Source organism: Pseudomonas rhizosphaerae (assembly GCF_000761155.1).
GTDB classification, from domain to species: Bacteria; Pseudomonadota; Gammaproteobacteria; order Pseudomonadales; family Pseudomonadaceae; genus Aquipseudomonas; species Aquipseudomonas rhizosphaerae.
Genome location: NZ_CP009533.1, coordinates 1,510,365 through 1,529,052 on the forward strand (window position 1 = coordinate 1,510,365; position 18,688 = coordinate 1,529,052).

Annotated in this window: 18 protein-coding genes and 1 pseudogene; 10 read left to right on the plus strand and 9 right to left on the minus strand. The window is 60.7% G+C overall.

What is annotated here, in order from left to right; all coding sequences use genetic code 11:
* Positions 1 to 316: 316 nt before the first annotated feature.
* Positions 317 to 3,067 carry an aconitate hydratase AcnA gene (gene acnA, locus LT40_RS06840; protein ID WP_043188041.1) on the minus strand — a complete coding sequence of 917 codons (2,751 nt, stop codon included), beginning with the start codon at positions 3,065 to 3,067 and terminating at the stop codon, positions 317 to 319.
* Positions 3,068 to 3,203: 136 nt separating this feature from the next.
* Between acnA and rlmM the strand changes: the two genes are divergently transcribed.
* The 9 genes from rlmM to LT40_RS06885 all read left to right on the plus strand — a co-directional run bounded on the left by rlmM (position 3,204) and on the right by LT40_RS06885 (position 12,417).
* Complete coding sequence (gene rlmM, locus LT40_RS06845; protein WP_043188043.1) at positions 3,204 to 4,268, plus strand: 23S rRNA (cytidine(2498)-2'-O)-methyltransferase RlmM; 1,065 nt, start codon at positions 3,204 to 3,206, stop codon at positions 4,266 to 4,268.
* Positions 4,269 to 4,410: 142 nt separating this feature from the next.
* A complete protein-coding gene (gene tusA / locus LT40_RS06850) occupies positions 4,411 to 4,656 on the plus strand; it encodes a sulfurtransferase TusA (protein ID WP_043193394.1) in 246 nt (81 codons plus the stop codon).
* A gap of 87 nt (positions 4,657 to 4,743) precedes the next feature.
* Positions 4,744 to 5,349 (plus strand): MiaE family protein, encoded by a 606-nt coding sequence (locus LT40_RS06855; RefSeq protein ID WP_043188047.1) that lies wholly within the window; start codon positions 4,744 to 4,746, stop codon positions 5,347 to 5,349.
* A 143-nt stretch (positions 5,350 to 5,492) separates the two neighbouring features.
* Positions 5,493 to 5,861: a MerR family transcriptional regulator gene (locus LT40_RS06860; protein WP_043188049.1), complete on the plus strand. Its 369-nt coding sequence runs from the start codon at positions 5,493 to 5,495 to the stop codon at positions 5,859 to 5,861.
* A gap of 62 nt (positions 5,862 to 5,923) precedes the next feature.
* Positions 5,924 to 7,102, plus strand: a complete 1,179-nt coding sequence (locus LT40_RS06865; RefSeq protein WP_202807712.1) for an isovaleryl-CoA dehydrogenase — start codon at positions 5,924 to 5,926, stop codon at positions 7,100 to 7,102.
* Between the two features lie 51 nt (positions 7,103 to 7,153).
* The gene (locus tag LT40_RS06870; RefSeq protein WP_043188052.1) at positions 7,154 to 8,761 is read left to right on the plus strand and encodes a carboxyl transferase domain-containing protein; all 1,608 of its coding nucleotides are present in this window, start codon (positions 7,154 to 7,156) and stop codon (positions 8,759 to 8,761) included.
* A gap of 26 nt (positions 8,762 to 8,787) precedes the next feature.
* The gene (locus tag LT40_RS06875) at positions 8,788 to 9,588 is read left to right on the plus strand and encodes an enoyl-CoA hydratase-related protein (RefSeq protein WP_043188056.1); all 801 of its coding nucleotides are present in this window, start codon (positions 8,788 to 8,790) and stop codon (positions 9,586 to 9,588) included.
* Positions 9,585 to 11,519, plus strand: a complete 1,935-nt coding sequence (locus LT40_RS06880) for an acetyl/propionyl/methylcrotonyl-CoA carboxylase subunit alpha (protein ID WP_043188060.1) — start codon at positions 9,585 to 9,587, stop codon at positions 11,517 to 11,519. The genes LT40_RS06875 and LT40_RS06880 overlap by 4 nt, the downstream gene beginning before the upstream one ends.
* Positions 11,509 to 12,417 (plus strand): hydroxymethylglutaryl-CoA lyase, encoded by a 909-nt coding sequence (locus tag LT40_RS06885; RefSeq protein WP_043188062.1) that lies wholly within the window; start codon positions 11,509 to 11,511, stop codon positions 12,415 to 12,417. The genes LT40_RS06880 and LT40_RS06885 overlap by 11 nt, the downstream gene beginning before the upstream one ends.
* A 53-nt stretch (positions 12,418 to 12,470) precedes the next feature.
* Here LT40_RS06885 and LT40_RS06890 read toward each other — a convergent pair whose 3' ends face one another.
* The 8 genes and pseudogenes from LT40_RS06890 to LT40_RS06925 form a co-directional block, all read right to left on the minus strand.
* Positions 12,471 to 12,815, minus strand: coding sequence for a YggL family protein (locus LT40_RS06890; RefSeq protein WP_043188063.1), 345 nt, complete (start codon positions 12,813 to 12,815; stop codon positions 12,471 to 12,473).
* Positions 12,816 to 12,932: 117 nt separating this feature from the next.
* Complete coding sequence (locus tag LT40_RS06895; RefSeq protein WP_148308521.1) at positions 12,933 to 13,265, minus strand: Hpt domain-containing protein; 333 nt, start codon at positions 13,263 to 13,265, stop codon at positions 12,933 to 12,935.
* Between the two features lie 8 nt (positions 13,266 to 13,273).
* Positions 13,274 to 13,747 (minus strand): annotated as a pseudogene (locus LT40_RS06900) (LuxR C-terminal-related transcriptional regulator); the annotation flags it as partial.
* Complete coding sequence (locus LT40_RS06905) at positions 13,705 to 13,944, minus strand: hypothetical protein (RefSeq protein WP_043188069.1); 240 nt, start codon at positions 13,942 to 13,944, stop codon at positions 13,705 to 13,707. The gene LT40_RS06905 and the pseudogene LT40_RS06900, both read right to left, overlap by 43 nt.
* 188 nt (positions 13,945 to 14,132) lie before the next feature.
* Positions 14,133 to 14,528, minus strand: a complete 396-nt coding sequence (locus LT40_RS20900; protein ID WP_052393282.1) for a hypothetical protein — start codon at positions 14,526 to 14,528, stop codon at positions 14,133 to 14,135.
* Between the two features lie 609 nt (positions 14,529 to 15,137).
* Positions 15,138 to 15,995 carry a DUF6216 family protein gene (locus LT40_RS06915; RefSeq protein ID WP_043188073.1) on the minus strand — a complete coding sequence of 286 codons (858 nt, stop codon included), beginning with the start codon at positions 15,993 to 15,995 and terminating at the stop codon, positions 15,138 to 15,140.
* Between the two features lie 289 nt (positions 15,996 to 16,284).
* Positions 16,285 to 16,707, minus strand: a complete 423-nt coding sequence (locus tag LT40_RS06920) for a hypothetical protein (RefSeq protein ID WP_043188074.1) — start codon at positions 16,705 to 16,707, stop codon at positions 16,285 to 16,287.
* Positions 16,708 to 17,076: 369 nt separating this feature from the next.
* Complete coding sequence (locus LT40_RS06925; protein WP_043193403.1) at positions 17,077 to 17,556, minus strand: helix-turn-helix domain-containing protein; 480 nt, start codon at positions 17,554 to 17,556, stop codon at positions 17,077 to 17,079.
* Positions 17,557 to 17,758: 202 nt separating this feature from the next.
* Here LT40_RS06925 and LT40_RS06930 point away from each other — a divergent pair, with 202 nt between their 5' ends.
* Positions 17,759 to 18,487, plus strand: coding sequence for a metallophosphoesterase (locus tag LT40_RS06930; protein ID WP_043188075.1), 729 nt, complete (start codon positions 17,759 to 17,761; stop codon positions 18,485 to 18,487).
* Positions 18,488 to 18,688: the final 201 nt, after the last annotated feature.

Here is an 18,688-nt window from a genome sequence, read left to right on the forward strand (position 1 = left end):
CTGACGGGCAAGGTACGGCGCCAGCGAACAGGTGGCCACGGATTTGGATGGCGGCTATTGCACTGGATAAACAAGAATGAGAACAAGAACCAAATGAGTTGCAGGTGCGTTTATTTGAAACTGAATGTTTCAAATGTGACGAAGTACCACCTTCGGGTAGGCATCCACCCCCTGTAGCAGCGGCGCAAGCCGCGTCATCAGCCCCCGCAGTAAACCTGCACAATCGCGGCGAGGCTGAACGCGGCTCGCGCCGCTGCTACAGGGGTTGCGACGGCAGGGGTTGCGACGGCGCAAGGGCTGTGCGGATGAAACGACCTTACACCACCGGGTTACCGATCAACTGGCGCAGCACATAATGCAAGATCCCGCCGGAGCGGAAATATTCCACTTCGTTGAGGGTGTCGATCCGGCACAACAACTCGACGGTTTCCTGCTGGCCGTCTTCGCGACGGATGTGCAGGTCCAGGCGCATGTGAGGTTGGATCCGGGCACCGCTCAAGCCGACGATGTCCAGGGTCTCGCGTCCGGTCAGGCCCAGGCTCTTGCGGCTCTGGCCGTTGGTGAACTGCAGCGGCAGTACGCCCATGCCGACCAGGTTGGAACGGTGGATGCGTTCGAAGCTCTCGGCCACCACGGCTTTCACACCGAGCAGGTTGGTGCCCTTGGCCGCCCAGTCGCGACTCGAGCCGGTCCCGTATTCCTGACCGGCGATGACCACCAGCGGTGTACCCGCCTCCTGGTAGCGCATGGCCGCATCGTAGATCGGCAGCTTTTCGTCCGTCGGGATGTACAGCGTGTTGCCGCCTTCTTCGCCACCGAGCATTTCATTGCGGATCCGGATGTTGGCGAAGGTGCCGCGCATCATCACTTCATGGTTGCCACGGCGCGAACCGTAAGAGTTGAAGTCCCGCGGCTCTACGCCCTTGTCGCGCAGGTAACGTCCAGCCGGACTGTCAGCCTTGATGTTGCCGGCAGGGGAGATGTGGTCAGTGGTGACCGAATCGCCCAGCAACGCCAGGATGCGGGCACCCTGCACGTCGGCGATCACTGGCGCAGGCCCGGCGATGTCTTCGAAGAATGGCGGATGCTGGATGTAGGTCGAATCCGCCTGCCAGACATAGGTCGGCGCCTGCGGTACTTCGATGGCCTGCCACTGCGCATCGCCGGCGAAGACCTCGGCATACTCCTTGTGGAACATGGCCGTATCGACCTTGGCCACCGCGTCGGCGATTTCCTGCTGGGTAGGCCAGATGTCACGCAGATAGACTGGTTGGCCGTCAGTGCCAGTACCCAACGGTTCGCTGCTGATGTCGCTGCGCACGCTACCGGCCAGCGCATAGGCGACGACCAGGGGCGGCGATGCCAACCAGTTGGTCTTCACCAGCGGGTGGACCCGGCCCTCGAAGTTGCGGTTGCCCGAAAGCACCGATGCCACGGTCAGGTCGGCGCTCTGGATGGCCTGCTCGATAGGCTCGTCGAGCGGCCCCGAGTTGCCGATGCAAGTGGTGCAGCCGTAACCGACCAAGGCGAAGCCCAGGGTATCCAGGTACTGGGTCAGGCCTGCCGCCTTGTAGTAGTCGGTCACCACCTTGGAGCCGGGTGCCAGCGAAGTTTTCACCCAGGGTTTGGTGGTCAGGCCTTTTTCGACCGCTTTCTTGGCCACCAGGCCGGCCGCCATCATCACGCTGGGGTTGGACGTGTTGGTGCACGAGGTAATGGCGGCGATGACCACCGCCCCGTGTTGCAGATTGTGCGTCTGGCCACGCCAGGTGTAGGGCGCGCCCTCGGTCTGGTCGGCATTGCCGACAGCGACGCCGCCGCCACCTTCGCTTTCCAGGCGGCCTTCTTCCTTTTTGGTCGGCTTGAGCTGCAAGCTGATGAAGTCGTTGAATGCTGCGCTGACTTTTGGCAGTGCCACCCGGTCCTGGGGACGCTTGGGCCCGGCCAGGCTGGCCTCCACCTCACCCATGTCCAATGCCAGGGTGTCGCTGAAGACCGGCTCCTGGCCAGGCAGGCGCCACATGCCCTGGGCCTTGCAGTAAGCCTCGACCAACTGGACAGTGGCTTCCGGCCGACCGGACAGGCGCAGATAGCCCAAGGTCACGTCGTCTACCGGAAAGAAGCCGCAGGTCGCACCGTACTCTGGCGCCATGTTGGCAATGGTCGCCCGGTCCGCCAGAGGCAGATCGGCCAGCCCGTCACCGTAGAATTCGACGAACTTGCCGACCACGCCTTTCTTGCGCAGCATCTGGGTCACGGTCAGCACCAGGTCGGTGGCGGTGATGCCTTCCTTGAGCTTGCCGGTGAGCTTGAAGCCGATGACCTCGGGAATCAGCATCGACACCGGCTGGCCGAGCATGGCTGCTTCCGCCTCGATCCCGCCAACGCCCCAACCCAGCACGCCCAGGCCGTTGATCATGGTGGTGTGTGAGTCGGTGCCTACCAGGGTGTCGGGGAAGGCGTAGGTGCGACCTTCTTCCTCTTTGGTCCAGACGGTGCGCCCCAGGTATTCCAAGTTGACCTGGTGGCAGATGCCGGTACCCGGTGGCACCACGCTGAAGTTGTCGAATGCACTCTGGCCCCAGCGCAGGAACGCGTAGCGCTCGCCGTTGCGCTGCATCTCGATGTCGACGTTTTCTTCGAACGCCTCGCCACTGGCGTAGTGGTCGACCATCACCGAGTGGTCGATCACCAGGTCCACGGGCGAGAGCGGATTGATGCGTTGCGGGTCGCCACCGGCCTTGGCCACGGCGGCGCGCATGGCAGCCAGGTCGACCACGGCCGGTACGCCGGTGAAGTCCTGCATCAACACGCGCGCCGGGCGGTACTGGATCTCGCGGTCGGAGCGGCGCTCATGCAGCCAGTCGGCGAGGGCGCGCAGGTCTTCGCCAGTGACGGTCTTGCCGTCTTCCCAGCGCAGCAGGTTTTCCAGCAGCACCTTGAGCGACATCGGCAGTTGCTGCAGGTCGCCCAGGCTCTTGGCGGCTTCGGGCAGGCTGAAGTAATGATAGGACGTGCCGGCGACGTCCAGGGTATTCAGGCTTTTCAGGCTATCGAGGGAGGGCATGGGTAGCTCCTTTTCGGGCCCGCACGGCACGGGCTGGATAATCAGGTTCTTTCAGTGAGGACTTCCAGTGCATGCCCAGGGTTCCGATTTCCTTTATCATGCGCCGATTTCGGCCCCTGGCAGTGAAAGTCTCTTTATGAATACGTTGTTTATGCATTGCCGCCCTGGCTTCGAAGGCGAGGTCTGCTCGGAGATCGCTGAACACGCCGCACGGCTGGGGGTTGCCGGCTATGCCAAGGCCAAGCCGCAGACCGCCTGCGCCGAATTCATCTGCCACGAGCCGGCTGGTCCGGCACGGCTGATGAGCGCGTTGCGGTTTAGTGACTTGATATTTCCCCGGCAATGGGCGCGCGGCGATTTCGTGCAGTTGCCCGAAACCGACCGCATCAGCGTTGTGCTCGAACACCTGGCGGCCTACCCGGTCTGCGGCAGCCTGTGGCTGGAAGTGCTCGACACCAACGATGGCAAGGAACTGTCGAACTTCTGCAAGAAATTCGAGGCCCCGCTGCGCAAGGCCTTGCTCGGTGCCGGCAAGCTGGTGGACGATCCCGACCTGCCGCGGCTGCTGCTGACCTTCAAGAGCGGGCGCGAGGTCTTTCTCGGGGTGGCCGACGCGGGCAATTTCGCCATGTGGCCCATGGGTATCCCGCGCCTGAAATTTCCCCGCGAAGCGCCCAGCCGCTCGACCTTGAAGCTGGAAGAGGCCTGGCACCACTTCATCCCCCGCGAGCAGTGGGACGAGCGCCTGCACGGCGACATGACCGGTGTGGACCTGGGTGCTGCGCCTGGCGGCTGGACCTACCAGTTGGTACGCCGTGGCATGCTGGTCACCGCCATCGACAACGGCCCGATGGCACAGAGCTTGATGGACACCGGCCTGGTCACTCACCTGATGGCCGATGGCTTCACCTACAAACCCAAGCAGACCGTGGACTGGATGGTCTGCGACATCGTCGAAAAGCCGGCCCGCAACGCCGCCTTGCTGGAAACCTGGCTGGGCGAGAACCTCTGCCGCGAAGCGGTGGTCAATCTGAAGCTGCCGATGAAGCAGCGCTATGCCGAAGTGCGCCGATTGCTCGAGCGTATCGAGGAGGGCTTCAAGGCCCGTGGCATCAAGGTCCAGGTCGGCTGCAAGCAGCTGTACCATGACCGCGAGGAAGTTACCTGCCACCTGCGTCGGCTCGACGGCGGCAAGCGCTGATCCAAGCAGGCACCGCGGCCTGGGGTCGCACACGGCGTTCGGCTTGTCTGTCGGCGCTACAATGGTTGAATGAATGGCTGCTTGAATGACCGGCTGCTTGAATGAATGGCGGCTCGAACGCCCGCTTGACCTGGAGCTTTGCATGAACCAAATCCTGTCTGCCGACCGTACCCTGGATGCCACTGGCCTGAGCTGTCCGGAACCGGTGATGATGCTGCACCAGCACGTGCGCGACTTGCCCGCCGGCGGCCTGCTCGAAGTCATTGCCACCGACCCCTCGACCCGTCGCGACATCCCCAAGTTCTGCGTATTCCTGGGCCATGAGCTGGTCCAGCAGGACGAAGAAGGCGGTACCTACCGTTATTGGATCCGCAAGAAAAGCGACTGATCGCCTTCGCAGATCAACCGCGGCGCGCACATACCCAGTGGCTGGCGAGCTGGGTATAATCGCTCCCTTTTTTCCAGGTGCCTGGCCATGTTGTCTGAAATTCACGCCTTTCTCGGCTGCCCCACGCCCGATGCCTGGGTCCAGGCCGCGCTGGCCGACCAGCACACGCTGCTGATCGACCACAAGAACTGCGAGTTCAAGGCAGCGTCCACGGCCCTGAGCCTGATTGCCAAGTACTGCACCCATGCCGACCTGATCAACATGATGTCGCGACTGGCGCGCGAAGAGCTGGTCCATCATGAACAGGTTCTGCGCCTGATGAAGCGCCGCAAGATCGAGCTGCAGCCGTTGTCGGCGGGCCGCTACGCCTCGGCGCTGCGCAAGCAGGTGCGCAATCACGAACCGGTCAAGCTGGTCGACACCCTGGTGGTCGGCGCCTTCATCGAGGCGCGCAGCTGCGAGCGTTTCGCAGCCCTGGTGCCCCATCTGGACGAAGAATTGGGTACTTTCTATAACGGTCTGCTCATGAGCGAAGCCCGGCACTACCAAGGCTACCTGAAGCTCGCCCACCAGTACGGCGACGCCGCCGACATTGCCCGCACCGTCGACAAGGTCCGCGTGGCCGAGGCGGAACTGATCGAAAGCCCCGATGCGGAATTTCGTTTTCACAGCGGTGTGCCTGCCTTCGCCTGACTGCGCTTCTGCGGCGCAAGTGTTGCGCCGCATCTGACTATCTCCCACGTCATACCCATGGCTTGAGCACGTTGCCAGTGCACGAGTTGACAGACCTGTAGTTGACGTTTACGTTAACGTAAAGCAACCAGGATCAGGTCGACGTGAGCACTCTCTACAGCATCTCCGAAGTTTCCCAACTGCTCGACGTAACGCCCAGGACCCTGCGCTTCTACGAGGAGCAGGGCATGGTCACGCCGACGCGTCGGGGCCAGGAAAGGGTCTATTCGGCTCGTGATCTGGTGGCGATGAAGTTGATCCTGCGCGGCAAGCGCATCGGGTTTTCCCTGGCCGAGTGCAAGGAACTCATCGATATGTACGACCCCTCGGGCAACCGCAAGCAGCTCGACCGGTTCCTGGAGAAAATCGCCGAGCGTCGGGCGCAGTTGCAGCAACAGATGCTTGATATCGAACAGATGCAGGTTGAGCTCGACACCGCCGAGGAACGCTGCCGTGTCGCGCTGCACACCTGATCGCGGCTAGGCACGCCCTTCGATCTCCCTGATAAATACAAAAATAGCGAGTGATGAACATGATTTCAGTACCGGGACTGTATTTTTTCCTTGGCGAAGACATCGACATGCTGCGCGATTCGGTGGCCGCTTTCGTGGCGCAGGAGATCACGCCGCGCGCCGCCCAAGCTGATCGCAGCGACCAGTTTCCCGCGGACCTGTGGCGCAAGTTCGGCGACATGGGCCTGCTGGGCCTGACCGTGCCTGAAGAGTGGGGTGGCACGGGCATGGGCTACCTGGCGCATATGGTCGCCATGGAGGAAATCTCCCGCGGCTCGGGGGCCATCGGCTTGTCCTACGCCGCCCATTCCAACCTGTGCGTCAACCAGATCAACCGCAACGGCAGCGCCGAGCAGAAGGCGCGTTTCCTGCCCAGGCTGATCAGTGGCGAGCACATCGGCGCCCTCGCCATGAGCGAACCGAACGCCGGTTCCGACGTCGTTTCGATGCGCCTGCGTGCCGACCTCAAGGGCGACCACTACGTGCTCAACGGCACCAAGATGTGGATCACCAACGGCCCGGACTGCGACGTGCTGGTGGTCTACGCCAAGACCGACATGGCGGCCGGCGCCAAGGGCATCACCGCATTCATCGTGGAGAAAGGCTCGCCCGGGTTCAGCGTCGCGCAGAAGCTCGACAAGCTGGGCATGCGCGGCTCGCACACCGGTGAACTGGTGTTCCAGGATGTCGAGGTGCCGCTGGCCAACGTGCTGGGCCAGCCGGGGCAGGGCGTCGGCGTGCTCATGAGTGGCCTGGACTACGAGCGCGCGGTGCTCAGTGGCGGGCCGCTGGGCCTGATGCAGGCGGCCATGGACCTGGTGCTGCCGTATGTTCACGACCGGCAGCAGTTCGGCCAGAGCATCGGCGAATTCCAGCTCATCCAGGGCAAGCTGGCCGACATGTACACCACCCAGCAGGCATGCCGCGCCTACCTGTACGCGGTTGGCCGGCATCTGGATGCACTCGGGCAGGCACCGGTGCGCCAGGTTCGCAAGGACTGCGCCGGGGTCATTCTGTATGCCGCCGAAAAAGCCACCTGGCTGGCCGGTGAGGCCATCCAGATTCTGGGTGGCAATGGCTACATCAACGAGTTTCCTGCCGGGCGCCTGTGGCGTGACGCCAAGCTGTACGAGATCGGCGCGGGCACCAGTGAGATTCGTCGCATGCTGATCGGTCGGGAACTGTTCGAGCAGACCCGCTGACCTTTTCTCGCTGCCCCTCCCATCGGTGCCGTACCCGCACAGGAAATGCCCATGGCCATTCTCCACAGTCAGGTCAACACACGTTCAGCCGACTTCGTCGCCAACCGCGAGGTGATGCTGCAGCAACTCGATACGCTGCAGCGGTGCGCAGCGCAGATCCATCAGGGCGGTGGCGAAGCCGCCCAGGCGCGCCATGTCGCCCGCGGCAAACTCCTGCCACGCCAGCGCATCGACGTGCTGCTCGACCCTGGCTCGGCGTTCCTCGAAGTCGGGCTGCTGGCCGCCCATGAGGTGTACGGCGAGCAGGTCGCCGCCGCCGGGCTGATTACCGGCATCGGTCGAGTCAGCGGCGTCGAATGCATGATCATCGCCAACGATGCCACGGTCAAAGGCGGCAGCTATTACCCGCTGACCGTGAAGAAGCACTTGCGCGCCCAGGAAATCGCCCAGCACAACCGCTTGCCCTGCCTGTACCTGGTCGACTCCGGCGGCGCCAACCTTCCAAGGCAGGACGAAGTGTTCCCGGACCGCGAGCACTTCGGGCGGATCTTCTTCAACCAGGCCAACATGAGCGCCCAGGGCATCGCCCAGATCGCAGTGGTCCTGGGTTCGTGCACGGCCGGCGGTGCCTATGTACCGGCCATGAGCGATGAAACCATCATGGTCCGCGACCAGGCGACCATCTTTCTGGCCGGCCCGCCCTTGGTCAAGGCCGCTACGGGCGAGGTGGTCAGCGCCCAGGCGCTGGGCGGTGCCGACCTGCACTGCCGGCAGTCGGGGGTGGCCGACCACTACGCCGAGAACGACCAGCAGGCACTGGCCATTGCCCGTCGCTGCATCGCCCATCTGAACTGGCGCAAGCAAGGCTGGTTGGCCTGCGCCGAACCCTTGCCGCCCCGCCATGCGGCGGATGAACTCTACGGCCTTGTGCCCGCCGACCCCAAACAGCCCCTGCCGATCTACGAGATCATCGCGCGCATCGTCGACGATTCGGCCTTCGACGAGTTCAAAACACTGTTCGGGCCGACTCTGGTGTGTGGTTTCGCCCATATCCACGGCTACCCGGTGGCGATTCTGGCGAACAACGGCGTGCTGTTCGCCGAAGCTGCGCAAAAGGGCGCGCACTTCATCGAGCTGGCCTGCCAGCGCGGCATCCCTTTGGTGTTCCTGCAGAACATCACCGGTTTCATGGTCGGCCAGAAATACGAGGCCGGCGGCATCGCCAAGCACGGCGCCAAGCTGGTCACGGCGGTGGCCTGTGCGCAGGTGCCCAAGTTCACCGTGATCATCGGGGCCAGCTACGGCGCCGGCAACTACGGCATGTGCGGGCGCGCCTACGATCCGCGCTTCCTGTGGATGTGGCCGAACGCAAAGATCGGTGTCATGGGCGCCCAGCAGGCGGCCGGGGTGCTGGTCCAGGTCAAGCAGGAACAGGCCCAGCGCCAGGGTCAGGCGTTCAGCGACGAACAGGCCCGGCAGTTGGCCGAGCCGCTGGTGGCCCAGTACGAACAGCAGGCTCACGCGTTCTATTCCTCGGCCCGTTTGTGGGATGACGGCGTGATCGACCCGGCGCAGACCCGGACCGTGCTGGCGCTCGGCCTCTCGGCGGCGTTGAACGCACCCTTGGCCGAAACTCGCTTCGGCGTCTTCCGCATGTAGCCCATGCGCTCATCTGAGGTCAGGATATGCACGAATTCTCGACGGTACAGCTGCACATCAGCGCCGACAACGTGGCCAGCGTCTGGTTGAATCGCCCGGACAAGAACAACGCGTTCAATGCGCTCATGCTCGAAGAACTGCAGGAGGCGTTCCATCGCGTCAGCCAGCAACCGGGGTTGCGCTTCATGTTCCTGCGCGCCCATGGCCGGCACTTCAGCGCCGGTGCCGACCTGGCCTGGATGCAGGCCAGCGCCCGCTTGAGCTATGCGGAAAACCTCGCTGAAGCCGTGCGGCTGAACGAGCTCATGGCGCAGTTGCAGCACCTGCCGTTGCCGACCGTGGCGGTGGTTCAAGGCGCCGCGTTCGCTGGGGCGATGGGCCTGGTCAGCTGTTGCGACATGGCCATCGCCGCCGACGATGCGCTGTTCAGTCTCAGCGAGGTGCGCCTGGGCCTGGCCCCGGCGGTGATCAGTCCCTACGTGGTGCAGGCCATAGGCCCGCGGGCAGCGCGACGCTATGCGCTGACTGCCGAGCGGTTCGATGCGCTGCGGGCCCGCGAATTGGGGCTGCTCGACGAGGTGTATCCGCGTGCAGAGCTGGAGGCGGCGGTGCAAACCTGGACCCGGCGCCTGCTCGGTAACGGCCCTGAAGCGATGCGCGCCTGCAAGGCGCTGTTGCTGGAGATTGGCGATGGCCAACCCACGGCCTCGCGCCAAGCCCAGGCACAGGCGTTGATCGCCCGACTGCGTACCGGCACCGAGGGCCAGGAAGGCATGCAGGCATTCTTCGACAAACGCGCACCGGCCTGGACAGAGGTAATGCCATGACACCGTCAACCAGAACCCTCGCCACATTGCTGATCGCCAACCGTGGCGAGATCGCCTGTCGCATCATCCGTACCGCCAAAGCCATGGGTATCCGTTGCGTCGCCATCTACAGCGACGTCGACGCCGATGCCCGGCACGTGCGCGAGGCCGACCTGGCCATCCCCCTGGGCGGCAGCAAGCCTGCCGACAGCTACCTGCAGATCGACAAAGTGGTGGCTGCAGCCCTGGCGTGCGGCGCAGATGCTGTTCATCCCGGTTATGGTTTCCTTTCGGAGAACGCCGCTTTCGCCCGGCGCCTGGCGCGCGAGGGCATCCTGTTCATCGGCCCGCCCGCCGAGGCCATCGAAGCCATGGGCAGCAAGTCGGCGGCCAAGGCGCTGATGGAGCGGGCCGGCGTGCCGCTGGTTCCGGGCTACCACGACCAGGCCCAGGACCTGCAGACCTTCGTCGATGCCGCCCAGCGCATCGGCTACCCGGTGTTGCTCAAGGCCGCAGCCGGCGGTGGTGGCAAGGGCATGAAGGTGGCCGAATCGGCCAACGAGCTGGCACCTGCCCTGGACTCCGCACGGCGCGAAGCCTTGGCCGCCTTCGGCGATGGCCACATGCTGGTGGAGAAGTACCTCGCGGCGCCCCGGCATGTGGAAATCCAGGTCTTCGCCGACGGGCAGGGGCATTGCCTCTACCTGCATGAACGGGATTGTTCCATTCAGCGTCGGCACCAGAAAGTGCTGGAAGAAGCCCCGGCGCCGGGCCTCGATGCAGCCCTGCGCCAGGCCATGGGCGAGGCCGCCGTGCGCGCCGCTCAAGCTATCGGCTACGTAGGTGCGGGCACCGTCGAGTTCCTGCTCGATGGCGACGGTCGCTTCTATTTCATGGAAATGAACACCCGCCTGCAGGTCGAGCATCCAGTGACCGAAGCCATTACGGGCCTGGACCTGGTGGCCTGGCAGATTCGCGTCGCGCGTGGTGAAGCCTTGCCACTGAACCAGGACCAGGTTCCACTGCTCGGCCATGCCATCGAAGTACGCCTGTACGCCGAGGACCCCGCGGGTGGCTTCCTGCCCGCCAGTGGGCAGCTGGCGCTTTATCAGGAACCGGCAGCCGGGCCGGGCCGGCGGGTGGACAGCGCCGTGCGCGAAGGCGACACCATCTCACCGTTCTACGACCCCATGATCGCCAAGCTCATCGCCTGGGGCGAGACTCGCGAGCAAGCCCGGCTGCGCCTGTTGGCCATGCTCGCCGAAACGGCCGTGGGCGGGATCAAGAGCAACCTGGCCCTGCTGCAACGCATCCTTGCCACGCCTGCCTTTGCCCAGGCTCAAGTCGACACCGGTTTCATCGAACGACACGCCGAAGCGTTGTTGCCCCAGCCCCCCGTGCTGACCGAAGCTTTCTGGCAAAGCGCCGCCCGCGCCTATCTGCGCTCGACGCCGGCCAGCGTGTGTGAACAAGACCGGCACTCACCCTGGAGCGAAGCAACCGGCTGGCGCCAACTGGCGCCGGCGCACGCTACCCTGGATCTACGCTGTAGCGGGCAGACTCGGCTGTGCACGGTGAGCCTGGCGACGGTCCGCACAACGCCGGATGAAACGCGCCTCATCGCACGCCATGGCGATACCGCCTACCTGCATTGGCAAGGCGATGCCTACGAGGTCACCGTGGTGGATGCCCTGTCCGCCAGCGCGGCGGCCCACGGCTTCGACGGTTCGCTCGCCGCGCCCATGAACGGCAGCATCGTCCGCCTCCTGGTCAGCCCTGGACAGCAGGTCGAGCAGGGCGATGGCTTGGTGGTGCTGGAAGCCATGAAGATGGAACACACCGTGCGCGCCCACCGGGCTGGCGTGATTCAGGCGTTGTGCTGTGAAGAAGGCGAGATGGTCAACGAGGGCACTGTATTGATCGAGATGCAGGAGGTCGAGCATGCTGCCTGAATGGGTGAGGATCGTCGAAGTAGGCCCCCGCGACGGCTTGCAGAATGAACAGGGCGCCGTGCCTGCCCAAGACAAGGTTGCGCTGGTCGACGCCCTGGTCGCAGCCGGCCTCAGGCATGTGGAAGTCGGCAGTTTCGTATCCCCGCGGTGGGTGCCGCAGATGGCCGACAGCGCGGCGGTCTTCGCCGCCATCGAGCGCGCGCCGGGGGTGACCTACGTTGCCCTGACGCCGAACCTGCAAGGTTTCGAGGCGGCCATCGCAGCTGGGGCGTCCGAGGTGGCGGTATTTGCCGCTGCTTCCGAATCCTTCTCCCAACGCAACATCAATTGCTCCATTGCGCAGAGCCTGCAGCGCTTCGAGCCGGTAATGGCGGCCGCCGCCGAGCGTAGCATCAAGGTTCGCGGCTACGTGTCATGCGTGCTGGGGTGCCCGTACGAGGGCGACATCGCGCCGGCGCAGGTGCGTGACGTAGCCAATGCCATGCTGCAGATGGGTTGCTACGAAATTTCCCTGGGCGACACGGTTGGCGTGGGTACGCCTGAAGCGGCGCGGCGGTTGATCGAAACGGTCGCACAGCGCGTGCCGCGTGCGCAGCTGGCCGGACACTTTCACGACACCTATGGCCAGGCCGTGGCCAACATCTATGCGTGCCTGCTGGAAGGCGTCCAAGTGTTCGACAGCTCCGTGGCAGGGCTGGGCGGTTGCCCCTACGCACCCGGTGCCAGTGGCAACGTCGCGACCGAGGATGTGCTCTACCTGCTGCACGGGCTGGGCATTTCGACTGGCGTGGACCTGGACAAGGTTGTCCAGGCCGGACAGGCGATCATGCTCGCCCTGGGCAGGCACGGCGCCTCGCGCGTGGCCCGTGCGCGGACGGGCGTCGGTGGGCCGCAGTAGCGAATCGCGCCCACAAAAAAGGCCACCCGAAGGTGGCCTTTTTCAGCAGGACATCAAGCAGCCGGATTGATCGGCTTCTCGGGGTACCAGGCGTCCAGCAAAGGGCTGACTTCGACGCGGGTCAGTTCGTCGCGGCCCTTGAGCCAGGCTTCGACGACGCTGCGCTGCTCTTCGGTGACCGAGCCACGCTTGGCCGAGCACACCAGGCCGAAGTCGTCGCCGCCAACATAGTCGAGGCCGTTGGCGTCCATCGCCTCGGTCAGGAATGCGTCGAGGAATGCGTCGATTGCCTCGTCACCCAAATCCTCCTTGAAGTCCAGGTTCAATTCGAAACCCAATTCCTGGAATTCGTCGACGCACAGTTTTTTGCGCAGACGACGGGAGCGGTTAGTGGCCATGAAACAATCCTCTTAGGTAATATCGCGGCGCAGTTTACCAGTTAAGCCGCTCGCCTGCCCGATTCAGTGACAAATGAACCGCACGTAGCCTGCACGGGGCGTTGCAACCAGATGCAATCATTCGTCAAGCTTGGCCAGCGTGCGTTGCAAGTCCGTCTGCAACTGCACCAGTGCCAGGTGCAGGGCGTCACGTCCAGGCCGCAGGTCGTCATGCGGGTCACTGGCCTCCAGTACCTGGCAGGCTTCATAGACAGCGCGCGCCTGGACGATGCGGGCCGCGCCATTGATCCTGTGGGCAATGTCGAGCATGCCTGGGTGATCGTCAGGGGCAATGGCAAGCAGGTTTTCGCAGTCGAGCGCGCAATTGCGCAGGACTTCCTCGAGCAGTCGCCGGGTCAGTGTAATATCGCCGCCGGTCAAGGCCTGGAGTTCGTCAATGATGTGGGTCATGCGGTCAATCACACCAATGCATTGCGCTTGGCCATTTCGATAAGTTCCACCAGCGAGTTCGCTTGAAGTTTCTGCATCAGGCGTTTCTTGTAGGTGCTGACCGTCTTGTTGCTGAGAAACATGCCGGTGGCAATTTCCTTGTTGCTGCGGCCCTGGGCAAATAACTGCAAGACCATCAACTCACGGTCGTTGATGGTCTTGAAAAGTTCGAGCTCTTCGAGTTGTCCTTCGTTTTCCCGAGACGGAATCAACGCCTGGCTAGGGAAATAGTTATAACCGGAGAATACCGCGCGCACGGCGCTGATCAGTTCGCTCAAGGCCTCCTGCTTGCACACGAAACCGGCAGCGCCTGACTGCATGCAGCGTATGGCGAACAGGGCAGGGGCCTGCGCGGTCAGTACCAGGATCTTGTAGGGGACGTTCATGCCGTGAAACCGGGTCAGCACTTCCAGCCCGTCCAGTTTGGGAATACTGATGTCGAGAAATTTCTAGACAAGCCATCTTTGGTGTCAAAGCCCTCGAGGCTTTGACTGCCCTTGCCCTTGCTTTTGATTCCAAAGCCCACAAGGCTTTGGTGCTCCTGCTCCTGCTCCTGCTCCTGCTCCTGCTCCTGCTCCTGCTGGGAAAGCTTAAGCGGTGTTTTTGATTGAGAGTGCTCTAGGCTGAATCTATCTGACACACCACAGCTCATGGCCATTGCGGGAGGCGGAGGATGAAGCCGTTACCTGCCGACTTCAAATAAGATCCTAACCTAAACTTAACGCACGGGTATGCCTGCAATATAAGTGATCTAACGATCCTCCCTCAGAGCCTGCTTTCCGGTCGAGCATGTAGACGCTCCATTCCGAATCGTTAGTGGAAATAGGTTTAGATGAGGGGAGGGTAGTTTGCATCCATAAAGGCAAGGTTTGGCCAGTAGTTCTCATAAATGGAATAGTCAAGGCTCCGAGCGTCAGCCCGCTCATGCTCGTTCAATAATGCCCAAGTCAGCTTCATCCGGCGCTTCCATCCTTTTGCAGTCAGAAGAGTTTCAGCGTCTATTAGAGTCACCCCGCAACCGATCAGGGCTCCAACAAAGCACGCCTTTGCAGCATAGGGGTTCTCTGTAATTCGTTTTCTAATAGCGTCAGACTCTCGGTATGCCAAGCCTATCAGTTGAAAGTCGGACGCCCACATTGATTCCTGTTTCTCGATACGGCTGCGGATCATGAAGTTTGATTCGTCGCATGCATTGACGGCAATCATTATGCTAAGGGTGGTCATACATTTTGCTCCATTTTTATCGCTCTTGTACCTCCATATTGCCGAGGAGTAAGTATCACCGCAAGCCTTAAGTCCGTTGACGCTTTTTGAGTTGGGGGTATGCAGGAAGTCAGTTGGGTAATATTTAAAGTAGTTTGCTAGTGATCAAGGCATGAGATGAAGGGGTTGGTGTTGTAAGCTTGGCTGTCTGGACTGCACGCAAATCCGAGATGGTTCAGAGAACTTACGTTGATCAACAATCAAACGCTTCGAGCGTGATCATATTCCTTGGCCACTTATGGGGATACCTCCTGCATGGATGCAAAATGCATGGTGTGACCAATGTCGTATCGGCCCGTGTGTCAACTCTCACGCCGGCCAGCTCTGCTTGCCGGTTGGCGGGAAAGCTACTATCCGCGTAGGCAATGGGTGTATCGTTTTGCTGCCGTGCGTGAAGATGGAAGAGCGGTAAATCTCCGGAGAGGAAGTCACACATCGGGTTATATCGACTGCTACGCCCAGAACCTTTGTGCACCTCGCTCGCCGGATTGAAGCAGGTTGTGTCACGTTGTCAAAGCCTGCTCAGTTACCCCGCTAACTCGGAATTGAAGATAGGTAATGTCTAACCATTCAAGGCTTCCACGAGTCGTACGTTGGGCTAGCGGGCGTAGACAAGTCCTCCCCGATTATCCGTCTCTGAAGCTTGACCGCCGTAAGTTGCCAGAACGTAAAAATGGCCACCAAGACAAAGCTCAAAGACCCCATGAAGACTAGCGCTAAACCTGATGTTTTCTGCGTTTCAATCGCATCAGCTATGTAACTGTCGTTGAAACCCAGCACCAGACGACAGATGACGTCTTTGTCCCAGCTGCTATCTAGCGGAACGGGGGCATCACCGTAGCGGCAGTCATGCTGCTGTATTTTCCACGCATCGCCTCGGAGGGTACCGGGGAGGTCGAATCGTACACTAGTAGCTTCGTTTTTCCCCACCCAAAACCAAGTGTCCGTCGCTGTGACTTTAAGCATGGCCTGGTCTGGGTTCTGGAGGATCGAGCCCGTGGCCACGAATAAGCATCCCAGCGCAAGAAACAGTACCCGAAAGACCCATATCTGCATTCTGCTCGGTATTTCGAAGATTAGTTTGTTGGCTTTGAAATACCAACCCGCGTGGCGTACCTCCGCGAATTCCAGATCATTTTCATTCAGCCATCCATGTAGCTGCGTCTTGGCCTTGACCGACTTAAGGCGAAAGCCAGTCTTCAGATTGAATTTGTTCAAATCCAAGTATTCGTCAGCAACCTTTTGATCGTCTGTGTTCGTATATTTTCCTTCGAGTCCCAGCCATTTCAGAATTTGATGAAACAGGAAGAAAAACGAACGGGTACGCCAAAACACAGCCCCTATGACCAGCAGCCCGCATGCGATGGGCCATAGCTTGTATAGAACGTCGAGTATGTGCATGACGGAGGTGAAAGTTTGATCTGTCATTGTGCAATGCCATCCTTGGAGGAATCGCATCCTGTCAGCACAAGCGAGGCGGCACAAGGCCAGCTTGGTATATGAGCTTACGGCAGATATCTGTCGAAGGCCTATTTTTCCACTTGAAGGTAGTGGGTTGGAACGAAAGCTTGCTGAATTTGGCAGCCAGCTCCTGTGCCCCTAATCCATATTCCTAGGCGTCTAAGGGGCTAGGGTATCGGGCGGTGGCCGCCTTTGGTGAGGCAACGACGGCTTAGCGCCATGTTGGCGTCAACGCTAGGTCACCACCGCATTGCACTCACTCGTCGATGTAGCCCTTGGCTACATAACGGCGGTGGAACATCTCGTGGTTCTCTAAATCCGTACGGTACGATTCCAGCTGGGTGGTTCCCGCCTCATTCGGGTAGTCTTCGTGACGCATCTGCCGGAGCTGAACAAGCTCATCAAGGTTGGTTTCAGCCTGACGAATCCACCTAGCTTGGATGGTCTCGGCGAGATCCATAAAACCATCAGACGACCGACCGTTTGCCCAAAACCACTGCTTCATATCCTGGTACATCTGAAGGTGTCTGCTGTCGAATCCGCCCCGATGCTCATCGATTTCGAACGAATACCTGGAAGAGTCGTACTGGTACAAGATGAACTCTTGAAGCGAGTAGGCGGTTCCGTACTTGCCATCAAGCAAAATTTCACGGTGCACAATGTAGGGTGACTCGCTCATTCCAGTGTCCTTTTTGAAGTCTAAAACCTCAGTCTAGACGCTCAATGATCTCGCGCTCCGTTAATAAAGTGGGTGGGCTCTGCTACCGAGCAGGGGATCTCATCAAGGATTAATCCCTTGCGGAATTGCGCTCCGCTTGACCCCCTACGTGCAGTCGATGTGACCAGTCATTTGCGTTATGTCTGACTACCGGTTGCATCGGATTTGACCAACATGATTCATCGATGGAGTGCGCGGCGGCGGCGAGTCATTTGGCTAATGAAGGCGGGGTGAAACTTCTTATCATTTGTTCCGGCCTCACTCAAAGCGCAGCAGGCCATTTCCTTTTCTTAGTAAGAATGCGACGCATGCGATTATACAGTGGCATCATTACGAGACTGAGTCCGAGCTCCAATACCTGCGCACCGACGTATAGGGAATCCCCAGGACGGCGGCAATTTCCGCCCGGGTCTTTCCTTGAGCTTTAAGCGCCAGTACCGCCTCGCGGTTCTGTGCTTTAAGCGGATACCCCAGTGGTCGCTTGGCCAACTGGGTTCCTTCCAGCTGGGCCTGAACCAGATCAAGCCCGCCCGATGTAGCGAAGATCGCTAGCCCATTGTGAGCACACGCGAGCGCAGCCTCGAACGACTCCCCGCGCTTTAGAGACACGCAAAGGGCTAGGAGCGCGACGATATCGAAGTCCAATGCCTCAGCAATCTCCGAAAGCTTCCCGATGGTGATGTCGGTTTCGCCACGCTCTAGGAGACCGAGAGTGGTACGAAACGAGGCTCCTTTCAGCTCCTTTTGCCCTACGCCGCGTTGCTCGCGAATCGCCCTGAGCGCTGCGGCTAGCTCGGTTTTCAGGTGCATAGGCATCCCCAAAAAGCGAGGATATAGCCACAGATCGCAGTAGCCAATAAACAGAGTATTATGGCTATAATGGCTATCTCGAGTTATGATGTGCTTCCATATGGGGCACTCCTGAAGCCTGGCTACCTGGAAAGCGTGAGTCGGGGCTTTGGAAGCAACCCGAATCAATTTACGCATAAGCCGACTTTAAGGGTGCTGCTTTATGAGGGCTTACGTGCTGTCCGACCTCCATATTGAGTTCTGTGATTTCAGCCCCGAGCCCGATGGCTATGACCTTGTGATCCTGGCGGGTGATATCCACACCAAAACCCGAGGTGTCGAATGGGCGAATGACACGTTCAGCTGCGATGTCGTTTATGTGCTGGGTAACCACGAGTTCTACAGCGGACACTTCGATCGAATGTTGGAGAAGGCTCGACAGGCCGCTGCGCCTCATGTCCACCTTTTGGAAAACGATACGTTTGTTTGGAATCAAATCAGGTTTCTCGGCACAACTTGCTGGACAGATTTCACGTCGAGCGGAGACATGGTTGCGGCAACGTCGATAGCCCGACAAACCATGACGGATTTCAGAGTCATACGTGCAGGCCCGAACTACCGGCGTCTGCGCCCTGACGATGTGATATGTCGAAATCGACAGGCGAAGGAATGGCTAACACAAGAGTTAAGTAGGCCATTCCCAGGACGCACCGTTGTCATCACACACCATTCGCCTCTTGTTGAAGTCGGGGGTGGGCATGAAGGGCATCTGACGGCAGCGTATTGCAACAGTTGGCATGGTCTTGTCGAGCAGGCCGATTTTTGGGTTTTCGGACATACCCACGAGTCGATTGATGTCCAGCTCAGCGGGTGTCGAGTGCTTTCGAACCAGCGGGGTTATCCAGGGGAGTCGACGGGGTTTGCACCGGGCAAGATCGTAGAGATTATTTGACGGAATAGGAGGGTAGAGGTGGTGTCTTCCATAGCGATACACGAGGCCTCACGCGAGCTTGAAGAAGCCCGTCAGATTGACTGGGGGGTCATGGTTGACGCTTATCTGACTGATGCTGCCCCTGTCGGTGACCGATACGCCGCGTGCGCGCATCGTGTTCAATCTGGAGCCATCCGAGATGGCATGACCGTCGTTACTCCT